General features: G+C 53.5%; 13 protein-coding genes and 1 tRNA gene. 8 read left to right on the top strand and 6 right to left on the bottom strand.

The features are described 5' to 3' along the window. Window positions 1-3: 3 nt before the first annotated feature. Window positions 4-441, bottom strand: a complete 438-nt coding sequence (locus OQ371_RS07250; protein ID WP_265993125.1) for an NUDIX domain-containing protein — start codon at window positions 439-441, stop codon at window positions 4-6. Between the two features lie 81 nt (window positions 442-522). Between OQ371_RS07250 and OQ371_RS07245 the strand changes: the two genes are divergently transcribed. Then, window positions 523-1,290, top strand: coding sequence for a ThuA domain-containing protein (locus OQ371_RS07245; protein ID WP_265993124.1), 768 nt, complete (start codon window positions 523-525; stop codon window positions 1,288-1,290). Between the two features lie 77 nt (window positions 1,291-1,367). On the opposite strand, the gene OQ371_RS07240 is transcribed toward OQ371_RS07245, so the two are convergent. Then, window positions 1,368-2,531 (bottom strand): Gfo/Idh/MocA family protein, encoded by a 1,164-nt coding sequence (locus tag OQ371_RS07240; RefSeq protein ID WP_265993123.1) that lies wholly within the window; start codon window positions 2,529-2,531, stop codon window positions 1,368-1,370. Window positions 2,532-2,706: 175 nt separating this feature from the next. Further along, the gene (pbpC, locus tag OQ371_RS07235) at window positions 2,707-5,037 is read right to left on the bottom strand and encodes a penicillin-binding protein 1C (RefSeq protein WP_265994276.1); all 2,331 of its coding nucleotides are present in this window, start codon (window positions 5,035-5,037) and stop codon (window positions 2,707-2,709) included. A gap of 45 nt (window positions 5,038-5,082) precedes the next feature. Here pbpC and OQ371_RS07230 point away from each other — a divergent pair, with 45 nt between their 5' ends. The 4 genes from OQ371_RS07230 to OQ371_RS07215 all read left to right on the top strand — a co-directional run bounded on the left by OQ371_RS07230 (window position 5,083) and on the right by OQ371_RS07215 (window position 8,560). Next, window positions 5,083-6,495, top strand: a complete 1,413-nt coding sequence (locus tag OQ371_RS07230; RefSeq protein WP_265993122.1) for an MBL fold metallo-hydrolase RNA specificity domain-containing protein — start codon at window positions 5,083-5,085, stop codon at window positions 6,493-6,495. A gap of 120 nt (window positions 6,496-6,615) precedes the next feature. Continuing rightward, a tRNA-Leu gene (locus OQ371_RS07225) sits at window positions 6,616-6,699 on the top strand. Between the two features lie 68 nt (window positions 6,700-6,767). After that, the gene (locus tag OQ371_RS07220; protein ID WP_265993121.1) at window positions 6,768-7,754 is read left to right on the top strand and encodes a 2-hydroxyacid dehydrogenase; all 987 of its coding nucleotides are present in this window, start codon (window positions 6,768-6,770) and stop codon (window positions 7,752-7,754) included. A gap of 53 nt (window positions 7,755-7,807) precedes the next feature. Continuing rightward, window positions 7,808-8,560, top strand: coding sequence for a hypothetical protein (locus OQ371_RS07215; RefSeq protein WP_265993120.1), 753 nt, complete (start codon window positions 7,808-7,810; stop codon window positions 8,558-8,560). Window positions 8,561-8,574: 14 nt separating this feature from the next. Here the strand turns inward: OQ371_RS07215 and OQ371_RS07210 are convergent, their stop codons facing one another. Beyond that, window positions 8,575-8,991, bottom strand: a complete 417-nt coding sequence (locus tag OQ371_RS07210; RefSeq protein WP_265993119.1) for a response regulator — start codon at window positions 8,989-8,991, stop codon at window positions 8,575-8,577. Between the two features lie 358 nt (window positions 8,992-9,349). Here OQ371_RS07210 and lpdA point away from each other — a divergent pair, with 358 nt between their 5' ends. Beyond that, entirely contained in the window at window positions 9,350-10,750 is a 1,401-nt protein-coding gene (gene lpdA / locus OQ371_RS07205; RefSeq protein WP_265993118.1) for a dihydrolipoyl dehydrogenase, read from the top strand. A gap of 208 nt (window positions 10,751-10,958) precedes the next feature. Beyond that, the gene (locus tag OQ371_RS07200; protein ID WP_265993117.1) at window positions 10,959-12,644 is read left to right on the top strand and encodes a hypothetical protein; all 1,686 of its coding nucleotides are present in this window, start codon (window positions 10,959-10,961) and stop codon (window positions 12,642-12,644) included. Between the two features lie 73 nt (window positions 12,645-12,717). On the opposite strand, the gene OQ371_RS07195 is transcribed toward OQ371_RS07200, so the two are convergent. Continuing rightward, complete coding sequence (locus tag OQ371_RS07195; RefSeq protein WP_265993116.1) at window positions 12,718-14,202, bottom strand: cellulose synthase family protein; 1,485 nt, start codon at window positions 14,200-14,202, stop codon at window positions 12,718-12,720. 81 nt (window positions 14,203-14,283) lie between these two features. On the opposite strand from OQ371_RS07195, the gene OQ371_RS07190 reads away from it, so the two are divergent. Further along, a complete protein-coding gene (locus OQ371_RS07190) occupies window positions 14,284-15,078 on the top strand; it encodes a Rossmann-like and DUF2520 domain-containing protein (protein WP_265993115.1) in 795 nt (264 codons plus the stop codon). Here the strand turns inward: OQ371_RS07190 and OQ371_RS07185 are convergent. Beyond that, window positions 15,075-16,295 carry an AGE family epimerase/isomerase gene (locus tag OQ371_RS07185; RefSeq protein WP_265993114.1) on the bottom strand — a complete coding sequence of 407 codons (1,221 nt, stop codon included), beginning with the start codon at window positions 16,293-16,295 and terminating at the stop codon, window positions 15,075-15,077. The genes OQ371_RS07190 and OQ371_RS07185 overlap by 4 nt on opposite strands. Window positions 16,296-16,354: the final 59 nt, after the last annotated feature.

The raw sequence follows: 16,354 nt of genomic DNA, 5'->3' as shown, positions 1-16,354 counted from the left end.
TGGCTAGAAGAAGACCTGATCGATTTTTCCGATATACCCCGGGCTGTTCTGCGAAGTAAACAAGCTCTGAATGTGTCGGCCTACATTGGGGTACAGGTTCAGGGTCGCCAGGGCGCTGATGGGCTTCCAGACTACGGCCAGCGCGCTGGTTTCGGCGGGGTTGAGCCGCGGAAGGCCGCCAATGAGCTGGCCCAGAAAAACGACGTGCAGCACATCTTCTTTGGTTTCGGGCATGATAACTTCCCCAAAAAACGCAACCGGCCCAACTTCCACCTCCACGCCCAATTCTTCCTGCAACTCGCGCATCACCGTCTGGTCCAGAGTCTCGCCTTTGTCGGGATTGCCGCCGGGCAGGCCAAAGACATCCGTCTCGCCGTAGCGGTAGTGCATCAGCAGGACATGGTTATTTTCAATCAGTAGCATCGCAGGCCGGACTTTCATGGTTGGAAAAGAAATTGGTGAAATCTGGACAGTAAAGTACCATAAAACCGATACTTTTATAGTACACTTCTAAACTTGTCTATGAAAACTCTTTTAACTCTTTTTAGCTTTATTGTCTTAATCGCCTGTACGTCAGCTGGAGGAGAAGAGCCGAAAGCAGAAGAATCCACTACCGGAGAGCCCGCCAAAACCAAAGATGCCGTTCTGGTTTTTTCCCGCACCAAAAGCTACCGGCACAAATCGATTGAGGCCGGGAAAGCTGGTCTGATAAAACTAGGCCAGGAGAACGATTTTACCGTTGATACCACCGAAAATGCGGCTCTTTTTACGACCGACAACCTGAAAAAATACAAAGCCGTAGTCTTCCTGAGTACCACCGGCGATGTGCTGAATGATCAGCAGCAGACGGCCTTCGAGCAGTACATCAAAAAAGGCGGTGGATACGTAGGGATTCACGCGGCTGCCGATACCGAGTACGATTGGCCCTGGTACAACCAGTTGGTGGGTGCTTACTTCCTGAACCACCCGAGTCAGCAAAATGCCGAAATCGAGATCGTGGATAAAAATCACCTCGCCACCAAAATGTTGCCCGACCGCTGGAAACGGTTTGATGAGTGGTACGACTACAAGAGCATTGTGCCGGGCATCAAAGTGCTGGGCAAGCTGGACGAGAAAACGTATAAAGGCGGCAAAAACGGTGAGAACCACCCGTTCATCTGGTACCGGGAGTTTGACGGAGGACGGTCTTTCTACACCGGTGGGGGGCATACCGACGAGTCTTACACCGACCCGCAGTTCATGGCGCACGTGCTGGGGGGAATCAAATACGCAATGGGAAGGAAGAAATGATTTAAAAGAGTGGTATCGCAGCATTAAGCGGAGCCTCTGATGTTCTCTGCTCAACGCTGCGATACCACTTTTACTCTTTAGCTAATCTTTATTTTCCGCCCGGTTTCAGCAGCCTGATACGTGGCCGTGATGATCTTCATATCCTGCATTCCTTCTTCGCCCGTGATGTGCTTCGGCAGTTGCTTGCCGTCAATCAGATCCTTGCAAATACCGTCCATGTGCATCGCCTGGTGATTAACCACCGGTTGTTCAATCGGGCCTTTGCTCGTCATCCCTTTCAGCGGGCCGTAGCCGAACGCCGGACGCAGCTCAAACCAGCCATTTTCTGCCGACGCGTACAGCCGCTCCACGCCCGCAGCGTAGCTGGTGGTGGAGGTTGACGTAATACCGTTCGGAAATTCAAACTGCCAGTACATCGTTTCTTCAACGTCCTTGAACTTCTGCGGATCGGTTTTGGGGCCAAACTGGGCCGTCACCGAAAGGGGTTCCAGCCCCGTCACCAGCCGGACGCCCTGAATGGCGTAGATGCCCACGTCCATCATCGGACCACCCCCCGCCAGCGCTTTCTTGAGCCGCCACTGGTTGGGATCACCCGCTTTAAAACCGTCGCTGGCTTCCAGAAACTTCAGGTTGCCAAATACTTTTTCCCGGCCCAGCCGCATCATTTCCTGGGTAAAGGGTTCGTAATGGAGCCGGTAACCGATCGCTAGCTGGCGGTTGGCCTTCTTGCAGGCGTCAATCATCTCCTGGCACTCCTTCACCGTCACGGCCATCGGTTTTTCACAAATGACGTGCTTGCCCGCTTTGGCCGCCCGGATGACGTATTCCGCGTGCATCGAGTTCGGCAAAACGACGTAGACGATGTCAATGTCTTTGTTGTCGATGATGCGGTCGAACGTTTTGTAGTCGTAAACGTTCGCTTTCGGGATGTTGTATTTGGCCGTCCATTCCTCGGCTTTGGAGGGTGTGCCGGTGACGATACCGGCCAGCCGGACGTGCTTGGTTTGCTGCAGGGCCGGGGCGAGTTGATTTTTGGCGTAGCCGCCCAGACCAACCAGTGCCATGCCCAGCTTGCGCTCCTGCTGCAACGGTTCGCCCAGGTGCGAAACCAGCGTGTTGATGCGCGCAAATTGGTCCTGCTGATTCAGCGTGGCGGCATAACCCGCCAGCGGTAACGAGAGCGCCGAAGCACCGATTCCTTTTGAAAGTTTTTGTAGAAAATCACGTCGGTTAGTAGCCATGCGGATGCAAGGTTAAAGAGATTAGAATATAGGGGTGAGAAAAAAGACAAGAGAGGATCGATTTTTGGCGTCTTTTCTCTCTTGTCTTTTTTCGTTTGTCTACCGAAAGATATTGCACAAATCTAATGAAGTGTAGCTGTTTTAAAAGTTCGTTCCGTAAAAATTAACGAATGGGTCATTCCGCCCGAATTAAAATCCGGATGTCGGTATTTCGGCCTTTGTCGTCGGCGCAGGAAATCTTGAGCGCACCCGGTTGCGGACGGAAGAAAACGGCCTCCGTCGGGGCGGCTTTTTGGTACAATTTATCGTTCAGGTACCAGTACACCTGTTTCACGTCGTTGTCGGCCTGACAACTCAGTTGTAACTGCTGCGGCTGCTGCGGGTTGATAAAGTACTCGCTGCCGTCGTTCGGGCTGACAATCTGCGGCCCTTGCTGGGCAAACACCCGCGTGCAGGCCGGGCTGTGGGGCGGTATTTTCAGATACGGGATTCGGCGGCTTTCGTAAAAAGCAATCAGTTCCGGGGCCAGATTCGGATAAAACCGCTGAACCGGGCCGTCGGATTCGGGCAGGCAGTGGGCGCAGTACGAAACCGTACCAGGCGCGTTGGTCCAGACGGCTTTCTGGTGCTGACAACGGCGGTAGGGCGAAACACCCATGATGGCGTAATCTACGATTTTATGCTCGCAGAACTCACCCGGGACCTCGCCCGTTTCGGCGCAAACCTGACGCATCGAGAGGTTTTTCGGCATCCGAAACGGGCCACGCGCCGAGTTGTAATCAATGGCGTTGAAAATACTGAACAGCAGCGGGGTGGCAATGTTGGCTCCGCTGAGTTCGGCAACGCCTTCCCCCGAAAAATTACCAACCCAGACACCGACCGTGTACCGTTGGTTGTAACCGATGCTCCAGGCATCCCGCCGACCGTACGACGTGCCCGTTTTCCAGGCAATGCGCGGCAAGTGATAGCTGTTGTCGAAGTTGTTGGGCAAATCCGGGCGGGTAATCTGGGTGAGCGTGTTGGTAATCAGAAAAGCCGCTTCGGCCGAAACCAGATGGCTTTTTTTCGGGGAATCGGGTTGATGGGTGGCGACAAAATTCAAGTCGGCAAACTGGCCACCGTTGGCGAAGGCCGCAAACAGGCGCGTGAGTTCTTCCAGTGTCACCCCGCAGCCGCCCAGGATGACCGACAAGCCCAGGTCTTTCGACTGTTTTTTGATAGTTTCAAAACCGGCTTTCTGCAAACAGCCGACGAAATTGGGGGTACTGACCTGCTGCAAGGTTTTCACGGCCGGAACGTTCAGGGAGTTTGCCAGCGCAGACTCCACGGTGATGGGGCCGTAAAATTGCCGGTCGTAGTTTTCCGGCTCGTAGCCGGAAAAGTTGGTCGGCACGTCGTTCAGCACGGTTTTGGGCGTCATAAGCCCTTTGTCGAAGGCCAGCGCATACAGCAACGGTTTCAGGGTACTGCCCGGCGACCGCACCGCCCGTACCCCATCGACCTGCCCGCCATCGTAGCGGTTGGCAAAATCCGCCGAACCCACGTAGGCTTCCACCGCCATCGTCTGGTTGTTGATCACCAACACGGCCGCATTATGCACGTTCAACGCCCGAATCCGACCCACGTAATTCGTGACCAATTGCTCGGTTTGAGCCTGCCGGTTTGGGCGCAGGGAGGAAGGAATAACCGGTTGGTCGGCGTACTGCTTTTTGAGCCGCCGGGCCAGGTGGGGCGCCCGGCTGGGCATGGCGCGCCGGTGGGCCGTCAGCGGTTCGGAAAGTGCGTCGGCGATGGCTTCGGGCGTAAACAGATCAGTTTTGCGAAACCGGTTTAGCCAGCGGTTACGCTCCTGCACAATGCGCGCATTGTTTACCCCCAACCGCAGGCTGGACGGACGGTTGGGAATAATCGCCAGCGTGGTCACTTCAGCCAGACTCAGCAGTTGGGGCGGCTTGCCGAAGTACAGCATGGAGGCCGATTTAATGCCTTCGATGTTACCACCGTACGGGATCAGGTTAAGGTAAAGTTGCAGAATCTCCTCTTTGGAATAAAAGAGCTCCAGTTGAAGGGCCCGAAACAATTCAACGATTTTGCTGGTATAGGTACGTTGACGCGGTTCGAGCAACCGGACCACCTGCATCGTGATGGTGGAAGCTCCCGAGGTTCGGCGGCCCGTGGTCAGGTTGCGAAAAGCCGCCCGCGCCATCGCGACCGGGTTAAAGCCGGGATGGTAATAAAAATAGTTATCCTCTTTGTGGAGAATTGTTTTTTGCAAAACCGGCGTGATTTCATCCAGTTCGGTGACCAGGCGCCATTTGTCGTCGTCACTTAAGAAGGCGTGGAGAACGGTGCCGTCGGCGGCCGTAATGACCGTCGAGTACCGGGGGCGGATTTTCAGGGGAAAGGCCAGATTCAGGACCAGAAATAACACCGCCAGCGTCAGCAGGGCTTTTACCCGGCGCCGACTCCAGACCCGTTTGGCGATATGGCGTAATTTTTTCAATATGCAATTCCTACACCCAACGAGGGGTTAACGCGTAAACAATCATTTATGAACATCCAGTTTTTTGGTGCCGCCCGCACCGTGACGGGTACGAAACACCTGATTACCACCCAGCGCGGAACGCGGATTCTGCTCGACTGTGGTTTATTCCAGGGCATTAATACCGACGATCTGAACCAGGATTTCCGATTCGAGGCCGCTGAGGTCGATTACCTGCTGCTGTCGCACGCCCACATTGATCACGCCGGTTTGATTCCCCGGCTGGTTCGGCAGGGGTTCAACGGCCCGATTTACTGCACGCCCGCTACCGCCGATCTGTGCCGGATCATGCTGCTCGACAGTGCCCACATTCAGGAAAAAGACCTCGAGCGAGTCAACAAACGCCGGGAGCGCCAGGGGCGGCCGCTGCTCGACATTCTCTACGAAGCCAGCGATGTGGAACGCGCCCTTGATCTGATGAAACCCGTCAATTACGGCGAAACGTTCTGGCTCAATGGCGACGAAATCAAGGTTCTTTTTACCGATACCGCCCACTTGCTCGGCAGTGCCGCCGTCAGCCTGACCGTCCGCGAAACCGACACCAACGGGAAAACCGTGGAGAAATGTGTGTTTTTCAGTGGCGACATTGGCCGACCGCACGACAAGATACTCAAAATGCCGGAGCCGTTTCCGCAGGCCGATTACATTCTTTGCGAATCGACGTACGGCGACAAACTCCACGAGCCGGAACCCGACGTGCGCGCCCATTTGCTCCGGATTGTGCACGAAACCTGCGTGGTGCGCGGAGGGAAGCTCATCATCCCGGCTTTTGCCGTTGACCGGACCCAGGAGCTGATCTACGCACTCGATCAATTGTCCAATAGTGGCGATTTGCCGCGCCTGAACGTGTACATCGACAGCCCGATGGCCGTGAAAGCCACGCATCTGATGAAAGAGCATGACGAGTGTTTCAACCCGGAAATTCTGGCGTACATCGAAAAAGACGGCGATGCGTTTGCCTTCCCGAACCTGCATTATGTGTCGGATGTGGAAGATTCTAAAGCCATCAACACCCGCGACGAACCCTGCATCATTATTTCATCGTCGGGTATGGCCGAAGCCGGGCGCATCAAACACCACATTAAAAACAACATCGAGGATTCGCGCTGCACGATTCTGATTGTGGGGTACTGCGGTCCGGAAACACTCGGCGGGGCGCTGAAGCGGGGTGATTCGGAGGTGAAAATTTTCGGCGAGACGTATCAGGTCAAGGCGGATGTGGAGGTGATGGATTCGTTCAGTGCCCACGGCGACTACCGTGAAATGCTCGACTTTCTGTCCTGCCAGGATCCGGCGCGGGTGAAGCGGGTTTTTCTGGTCCACGGCGAATACGACCGGCAGGTTATTTTCCGGCAAAAGCTACAGAGTGCGGGTTTTCAGAACGTGTCCATTCCCTCGCTGTATGAATCAGTAGAGTTGTAAAGGTTCTCAAAACCAGCAGGAAAGCCTTTTTGGTGCAAAAAACGTAAAAAAATATGGTGTAAGGATTTGCATATTTAGTAAAAACACGACACCTTTGCAGTCCCAATTCATGGGAACAATGCCGAAGTGGTGAAATTGGTAGACACGCACGTTTCAGGGGCGTGTGAACGCAAGTTCATGCGAGTTCGAGTCTCGCCTTCGGCACTGCAAAAAACCGTAATCAACCGATTGCGGTTTTTTTGTTTTTGGTCAGTCCGTAAATGCCAAGCCCTATGAACGTCACCTTCTTCAGTACAAAACCGTACGACATCACCTTCTTCGAACAGATCAATGCCGATTTTGGCTTTACCCTACGGTTTCTGAAAGTTCCGCTGGATGAAACGACCGCCGAACTCGTGACCGATTCGCCCGTGGTCTGTTTGTTTGTCAATGACCAGGCCAATGCCGCCGTGATTCAGAAATTGGCCGCTCAGGGCGTTCAGCTGATTGCGCTCCGGTGTGCCGGGTTCAACAACGTCGATCTGGAAGCGGCCCGGCAACACGGTATTCGGGTGGTGCGCGTTCCGGCTTATTCGCCGTATTCGGTTGCTGAGCATACCCTGGCTCTGATTCTGGCGCTGAATCGCAAAACCCACCGGGCCTACAACCGGGTTAAGGAAGGGAACTTTTCGCTGGACGGCCTGATGGGCTTCGACTTATACGGCCGAACCGTGGGGCTGCTGGGGCTGGGCAAAATTGGGAAAGTGACGGCCCGGATTCTGAAAGGTTTTGGCTGCCATCTGCTGGCGTTTGATGTGATGGAAGATGAGGAAGCCCGGCAACTCGGGATTGAATACGTGTCCCTGGTGGAGTTGCTGAACCAGTCCGACATCATCTCGCTCCACTGCCCGCTCACACCGCAAACCTACCACATCATCAACCACGATACCCTTAAGCTGATGAAGAAAGGGGTTATGTTGATCAACACGGGCCGGGGGGCGCTGATCGATACACAGGCCGTCATCGAGAGTCTGAAAAGCGGTCAGGTTGGCTACCTGGGGCTGGATGTTTACGAGGAAGAAAGCCACCTGTTTTTCGAAGACCTTTCGGATACCATCATCCAGGACGATACCTTCATGCGGTTGCTGACGTTCCCGAACGTCCTGATTACGGGTCATCAGGCATTTTTTACCCGCAACGCGCTGGCGAGCATTGCGGAAACGACCTGCCGGAACATTCAGGCTTTTAGTCAGGGGACTGTCTCCGGAAACGAACTGTAACGTGCGTTGTGCCGGGGTAGATGGCCCGGTTACAGACCGTAGGTACTACACGAATGAATATTCTTCTTTTCAAACTAACGCTAATGCCTTCCGTCATGGCCCTGATCACCCTGGCCATTCGGAGATGGGGCAATAAAATTGGGGGATTGATTGGCAGCATGCCCTGGATTGCCGGGCCCATCCTGCTTTTTTTTATTCTGGAACAGGGAAAGGAATTCGGGATTCGGTCGATTCAGGGCGTGATGACCGGTATTCTGGCTTTAATCGCTTTCTGCTTCAGCTACTCGGCGTTCTCCCGGAGGTGGTCGTGGTTACCGGCGCTCCTGCTGGCCTACGGGGCTTATACCGTCACGGCGCTGATTTTCTATTATTTACGGCTTGATTTATACCTGAGTTATGCCCTGGTCATCGGGACTATTCTGGTGGCGTTGTGGGTATTTCCGAAACCCAGCACCGAGCCCTTCCGGGTTCGGCGCCTACCGTTCGACATTCCGATCCGGATGGTTATTACAACCTTGTTTGTGTTGGTGATTACCGGGTTGGCGCACGTGCTGGGGCCAAACTGGAGCGGTATTTTAACGCCATTTCCCATCCAGACATCCATTCTGGCGATTTTTTCGCACAGTCTTCAAGGCAGCAATGCCGCCATCACCGCCTTGCGCGGGCTGGTTATGGGTTTGTTGGGCTTTACCACCTTTTTGTTTCTGCAGGCCTTTCTGTTGCCGGAATTTTCGGTGGCCGTATCCTTCGGGCTGGCGTTCATCGTCAACATCCTGATTAACCTGATTGCCAGCCGGATCTGGTAGCGCTGGTACCCGATTTACCGGACACAGCGCCCGACAAGCCACTGCTTCCGGAGCCTGAGTACCACCTGGCTGTAATCGGCCAGCAACGTTGGTTTGGTGATAAAATCGTTTGCACCGAGCTGGATGGCCCGCTGCTGATCGATCTGCTGATCCGAAGTGGTCAGGATAACAATGGGGAGAGACTGGTATTTTTCGTCCTTGCGGATGGCTTCCAGGGCTTCAAAACCGCTCATGTACGGCATGTTCAGGTCGAGCATAACCAAAGCGGGCAGCGAATTTATTGTTTCCAGGGCCTCGATCAGTTCGACGCCGTTGCTTAATAGCCTGATTTGACACTCGGGGCTGTACTGGTGAAAAACTTGTTGGAGTAGAAATTGATCGTCTTCATCATCATCGACCAAAAACACACATTCAAAACACGATGCTTTCATCTGGAGCGGTTGTTCCATATACGTCAACAGAGCATCGGTTTATAAAATTCCAAAGGCTGAAAGAATGTAATGCTGATTTTCATCAGGATAGAAGTCCGGAAGGCTGGTACCGCAAGTTTACTAAAATTACCAGAAAATCCCCGCACAAATTGGGCCATAAAAGGCGGTTGTGACCGTTGGGAGCCACTATTTATCGCGCCCGGCCACCTTCCAGGTTCAACAGATGAATAAATCCGTGACGGTTTTTTGCCACGAGTCCGCAGATTCAACTTTTCGGTCTAACTTTGTGTTCCTCAATAGAGAGTGTTCGGGGCCGCTTGCGCGGTTAATCCTCATCGTTCATTAACATTCCTTACATATGGCATCACAATATGATGTAATTGTTCTCGGCAGCGGTCCAGGTGGCTACGTTGCTGCTATTCGCGCGTCGCAACTAGGTCTTAAAACGGCCGTTGTCGAACGCGAAAGTCTGGGTGGAATCTGCCTGAACTGGGGCTGTATCCCCACCAAAGCGTTGCTGAAAAGCGCACAGGTTTTTGAATACATCAAGCATTCGGAAAATTACGGTATCACCATCAACGGCGAAGCGAAACCCGATTTTGAGGGTGTCATCAAGCGCAGCCGGGGCGTGGCCGACTCCATGAGCAAAGGGGTTACGTTTCTGATGCGGAAAAATAAAATTGATGTTCTGGCCGGCAACGGAAAAGTGAAACCGGGCAAGAAAATCGAAGTAACGGATAAAGACGGCAAAGCCACTGAATACGAAGCAAAGCACATCATTATCGCTACCGGTGGTCGTGCCCGTGCTCTGCCCGCCGTGCCCATCGATGGCGAAAAAGTAATTGAATACCGCAAAGCTATGACGCTGCCGAACCAGCCCGCATCGATGCTGGTGATCGGTTCCGGCGCAATCGGGGTAGAGTTTGCCTACGTCTACGCTTCGATGGGTACCAAGGTGACCATCGTTGAATTCCTGCCGCGCATCGTACCGGTGGAAGACGAGGAAATCTCGAAAGAACTCGCCAAACAATACAAGAAGCTGGGCGTCGATATTTACACGAGTTCGGAAGTAACGAAGGTTGATACAGGCGGCAAAGGCTGTAAAGTGTTTGTCAAAACGCCGGACGGTGAGAAAACCTTCGACGTTGACGTTGTGCTGTCGGCGGCTGGTGTGGTGGCCAACATCGAAAACATCGGTCTGGAAGAAACCGGCATCAAAACCGAGCGCGGCAAAATCACGACCGACGATTTCTACCGCACGAACGTGGAAGGCTATTACGCCATCGGTGACTGTACGAAAGGGCAGGCACTGGCGCACGTTGCTTCCGCGGAAGCCATCATCTGCGTAGAGAAAATCGCCGGGCTGGATCACGTCGAACCGCTGAACTACAACAACATTCCGGGCTGTACGTACTGCACACCCGAAATCGCTTCCGTTGGGTACACGGAAACGGCGGCCAAAGAAGCCGGTTACGACATTCTGGTGGGTAAATTCCCGCTGTCGGCTTCGGGCAAAGCCAAAGCCGCGGGGGCACCGGAAGGTTTTGTGAAAGTGATTTTCGACAAAAAATACGGCGAGTGGCTGGGTGCTCACATGATCGGATACAACGTAACCGAGCTGGTTGCCGAAGTCGTTACGGCCCGCCGGTTGGAAACGACGGGTCACGAAATACTGAAAGCCGTTCACCCGCACCCGACCATCTCAGAATCCATCAAAGATGCTACGGAAGCGGCTTACGGCGAAGCAATTCACCTCTAAGTCAGTCTCTTTACCAAAGTACGAACCCCGCCGGAAACGCGTTTCCGGCGGGGTTCTTTGTTTACGGTTCAGGCACCGAAATAAGCAATTGAGTTTCCGAAAATTCCGTTTGCTGACAACTCTTCTTTCCGCCCGTCTGCGGGTACCTATCTTTGTCGTACGGTTTCCGAAAGCCGTACAGCAACAACAAATACGAACTCAATTTATCATGAAAAAGCCAGTATTGATCTGGTTGGCGGCTCTGTTCGGCGTGGCCGCAAATGCCCAGGACCTGATGACCGGCCCCCTGGCCAGCGTCTCGACGCAACTGCAACCCGTTAAGACAGGGAACGCGCAGTTTGTCCAGAAGCTGGAAGCGTCGCAACCCAACTACCGGGCTACCTTCTCGGTGACGAAAACAAGCGAGAAAGGCAAAGGGGATGAAGGAAAGTATTTTCTGAACCTGTCGGACCTGGACGCGACTTCGGTTAGCTACAAAGTAGAGAAAGACGTCATTGCGGTGATGGCCGACACCAAACAGCACCGCAAGTTTGTCCGCTACAGTGAAAACGGTGAACTGAAAAGCCTGACCGACCGGGTGAAATTATACGCCGACAATCCGGAGCTTGCCAAAGCCCTCGTTGAATCCCTGAAAAAAGCAATTCTGGCGGCTGAAAAAGCCTACAAACCCGCCCGGACGCCGGAGTCGCTGGACGATTTACGCCAGTGGCTCAAAACCAGCATCGGCACGGAAGCCATCGGCTCCGACAACTACGAACAAACACTGACGTTCGATCAGGGAAACCCGTTACGGGCGGTTTTTCGGCGGAGCGAGGTTGGCGCCAAAGGGACTGCATCGACGGAAACGTTTTCGTTCAACCTCGGCGATCTGGGTCTGGATGGATTGCAGGTTGAAGCCAAAGGCAGGCGGTTCGAGCTGTCTTTGTTTACTCAGCAGAAGCAAAAGTTGATAGGCTACGCCAAAGACGGCAAGTTGGACAACGTTGTCCAGTCGTTTGAAATCATCAGCGGAGATGCCGACAAGATTCGGGACATTGCCGCAGCCTGGCGCAAGCTGATTCCACAGGCCGTGAAGCAACTGGAATCCCGCAAGCCGACGTTTGCCAACATGGCCAGCGCCCAGAAATACCTCGAGTCGAGCATAGTGGCCGCCAAAACCAACGATCGCACAATTGAACAAACCCTAAAGCCGGATTGCATCTGTACCTACACCCGGCGCGAAACCAACCATAAAAATAATACCGAGGAAGTCTACGAATTCAATCTGGCCGATCTGGCGGACAAAGGAACCAAACTCGGGGTCGATAAAGAACTGTACGCCATTGATCTGAAGACCCGCGACAACCGCAAGTTTATCAGTTACACCAAAAACGGAGTCCGTCAGAATTACGTTTCTGGCCTGGAGTTGGCCGCCGACAATCTGGAGACTGTTCGGTACACATCGCTGGCATTCGAAAAAGCCGCTCAGCTCTGTGCGCAATCCCGCAAGAGCCCGGTGCCGGCCACCAGCCAGCAGGCACGTCTGGCGTGGATCCAGGAACAATTGCCGAAAGACCTGGGTGAAAAAGAATTGACAAGTTATTCAATGGTCCCTGAAAACGGTACCTGCGACCTGAAACTGACGGTTACGCAGAGTGGAAAGAAAACGTCGGAACTGGTGTATGACCTGGCGTTGAAAGACTTTAACGCCGACGCTACCAGCTTCGATGTGGAGGGCAAAAATGTGTACGTCAGTCTGATTACGAAGGGAAAAGAAAAACTGGTGAAAACCTTCAAAGATGGTAAGCCTTCCGATTACGTCCACACGGTAAAAATTCAGCTTGGCGATATTGAAAAGGGCCGTTATGTCGCCGAAGCCTTCAAGCAGTTGATTCGGAACTGCGTCCCGAATTAAGATTTTGAGATTAGTTAGGTTAATGTAACGCTTAACCCGCAATGCTATAAAGAGCGCTGCGGGTTTTTTATGTTCAGGATTCCAGCCGCGAATGAAACACGCTGTACAGAAAGACCAGCCCAAAACCGATGGCCAGCATGATGTGGAAAACCAGCATATTGTACTGGTGAAAATAAAAGCCCAAACCAATGCCAAACAGAAAATAAAGCATCAGAAAGCCCTCAAAAAGCGTCAGCCAGTTGATGGAAGGGTTCAGATCCAGGCTCATGTACTTGTTTTTGCGCCAGCTGTCGCTGCCAGTTTTTACGTTGAATTTGGGCGTACGGATGAACGGCGTTTTTCGGCCAATGAACCCTTCAATGACGGCAATGGTATTGTGCAGCGAAAGACCCATCATCAGGGAGGAATACATCGGGAAATAGTACCCCAGTTGTTCGATTTTCTCCCGGCGTTCGAGCCAGAACGGAATTCCGTAGAACAAGAGAAGAATGATCAGGTTGACCTGGAAAAAGCCCAGGAGTAGAAAAACCGACTGGTATTCCGGATGATGAATGCGGATGTAGAGAACCGGCACGCTGAGCAAACCGAGCAGAAAAATCAGGATAAACGTCGAACTGCTTAGCAAGTGAAAGAATGCGTGTAGTTTAATCTTGAACGGTATCTCGGGCGCACGTAAGACGCTGAACATCAGCTTTCGGGCACATTCGGCGGCACCTTTCATCCAACGGTATTGCTGCGACTTGAGGGCGTTCATGGCCACGGGTAATTCCGCCGGGGAGCCAATGTCTTCGCGGTACACAAACTCCCACCCTTTCAGTTGGGCACGGTAACTCAGGTCTAGGTCTTCCGTCAGGGTATCGCTGCTCCAGCTTCCGGCGTCTAGAATGGTGGTTTTACGCCAGACACCCGCCGTGCCGTTGAAATTCATGAAATAACCGTCGGCGTTGCGGCCACCCTGTTCAACGAAAAAGTGAGCATTAAGGCCAAACGCCTGTAATTGAGTGAGTACCGAGTAGTTTTCGTTGAGGTGCGTCCAGCGGGTCTGCACAATGCCGACTTTCGGATTTTCGAAATGCGGAACGGTTTTCAGCAGAAAATCCGGCTCCGGCATGAAGTCGGCGTCAAAAATGGCGATAAATTCACCTTTGGCGCGTTCCAGTCCGTAGGCCAGCGCCCCAGCTTTGAAGCCCTTACGGTCGGCCCGGCGAATGTGTTGAATATCAATGCCCTGTTGTTGGTATTGGGCTACTTTTTCGGCAATGATGCCCACAGTTTCGTCGGTCGAATCGTCCAGCACCTGAATCTCAAACTGCGAACGCGGGTAGTTCAGATTGGCTACTGCGTCAATGAGCCGGGAAGCAACGTAGAGTTCGTTATAAACTGGTAGCTGGACCGTAACCACCGGTAAAGGCTGCGACTGTTTGTCGGAGTATTGCCGGAACGCTCGCTGTCTTCGCTTGGAGCGCAAATAACTAATAATCAAACTCAGCTGGCCGCAGTTATACGCGAACAGCAACAAAAGCACCAGCGCGTAAAGTAGTAGAATTATCACTTCCATTTTTCGTACCCGGTCTATACTAACCTCCGAAAAAACCGTGGGATTCCTTTTTTGTTTGCTTTCAGAAAATATCTTTATCGCATGAAACTGTCCTTCATTGGGGCCGGAAATCTGGCCTGGCATTTGGCAATGGCCTTCGAAAATGCCGCTCATCTGATTTGTGAGGTTTACAGCCGGGATGAAAAAAACGCCCAACAGCTCCTATCCATGTTGTACGACGCCCGGCTGCAATCCGATCTGAATTTTGCCGAAAGCGAGTCGGCGTTGTTCGTGCTGGCCATTCCGGACGATGCGATGGAGGACGTAGCCGCCCAGTTGGTGCTGCCCGAAAATGCGTTGGTTGTGCACACCTCCGGGAGCCAGTCGTTGGAAAAACTCCGCCGACTGATGGCTATTTACAGCGATGTGCCGGTCCGGACGGGAGTTTTCTACCCGCTGCAAACGTTCAGCAAAGGCACCCGCGTGCTGAATTTTGAAGAAATACCGTTGTGCATCGAAGCCAGCGATCCCGAATCGGAAGCGCAGTTGGTGACCCTGGGGCAGGAGCTTAGCAAAACTGTTTACCTGGTGAATTCCCACGAACGGATGGTACTACACCTGGCCGCTGTGATGGCCTGTAATTTCACCAACTACCTGTTCGGCGTTGCCAAAGATCTGGTCGATTCGGAAAACCTGGAGTTTGACCTGCTGAAGCCCCTGATCGAAGAAACCGTCCAGAAAGCACTCGACGCCCGGCATCCGGCGCTGGTGCAAACCGGCCCCGCCCGGCGCGGAGATTTCAATACGCTGAGCCTGCACATGAATTATTTAAACAGTCGACCGGATTTGCTGAACTTGTACCGGACGCTGTCCGACGGTATTCAGCAACGGTCTTAATTAGTTCGACGGCCCAGCCGGATTTCTAACCGGTTTTCCTGACGGTTTTTATCGGTGAGAGCGGCACTTTCCAGCGCCCGCCAGGTTTCATATAAGCCTTTGATGAGGTGATAGCACCCCTTTTCGGGGGTAGCTTTGCTGCTTACCACCGGCTGGCCTTTGCGGTCGAGTACGGTAAACCACTCCTGATGGGTTTTATCCGGGAAGTGTTGCCAGGTGTATTCGTGCGTTTTCCGGAACCACTTCAGGCAGTCGTTCTGGCGGGTGTGGATGTACCCCCGCGAAAAAATCGCCAGGGCTTCGGAGTGAATCCACCAGAGTTTGCGGTCCCACTCACTGTCGACGCTGGGCCGGTCTTTCAAGTCAGCGTACTGAAGGAACCCGCCCGAAGGTTCGTCCCAGCAAAGGTCCGCCAGGTGAAGCGCCATCTGAACGGCCTGCTGCGCCAGCCGCCGGTTGCCGGTCAGGTCGGCCACTTCCAGGAGGTAATTGGCGGTTTCAAAGCCGTACCCGCCGTGCAGCCGCCGACCCGCCGGGCTGTCGCAGAACGACCCGCCGGGTAACACCTGTTCGCGCAAAACCGTGATGCGCTTATCGAAAAATTCGTTCTGGATTTCGTTAACAACGGCTTCAGTGGCCTGCTTGTAAAAGTCCGGGTCCAGCAGCGGACGGGTTTCGAGCAGGGCTTTCAGGAGTGCCATCGGCTCGCGGAGATGTTTCAGTTGCCGGAAACCGCCCAGCTGTTTTTCCCATTGTTCGTGCTGCTGCTGGCGATCGGCAACAACCGTCAGCACGGTTTGCTGGGCCAGGTCGGCAAATTCCGGCTCGCTGGTGGCTGCGTACAACTGGGCAAACGCCATCGCAACCGAGCAGGCCGGGGCAACGGTAAGGGCCGGAGCAACGGGCCGTCCGCGCCGGTCAACGACGCCGAGCCAGCGGTTTTCGAACCGGCCGTGCTGCATCAAAAAATCGGCGCCGTGCCGTGCCAGCTCCAGCCACTGCGGAAGCGCGTCTACCTGATTAAACAAAAAGGAAAAGGCCCAGATTTGCTGCGCCTGTAACTGGATAACTTTGTCGGTATCAAAAACGTCGCCCTGGCTGTTTAGCGCATTAAAATACCCCCCACAAACCGTGTCGCGGCTGTGTTTGATCCAAAACGGGAGGATCGTCCGAAAAAGACTTTCCTGGTAGTGTGCAGCCAGTTTACTGAATTCCATTCGTGTAAGCAACTATCCTTGGCGGACGTTAAAACTAGAAGAAAATTAGGCCAAACGGA

This window comes from Larkinella insperata (genome assembly GCF_026248825.1).
Taxonomy (GTDB): Bacteria; Bacteroidota; Bacteroidia; order Cytophagales; family Spirosomataceae; genus Larkinella; species Larkinella insperata.
This window is presented reverse-complemented; position numbering and strand designations above follow the sequence as displayed.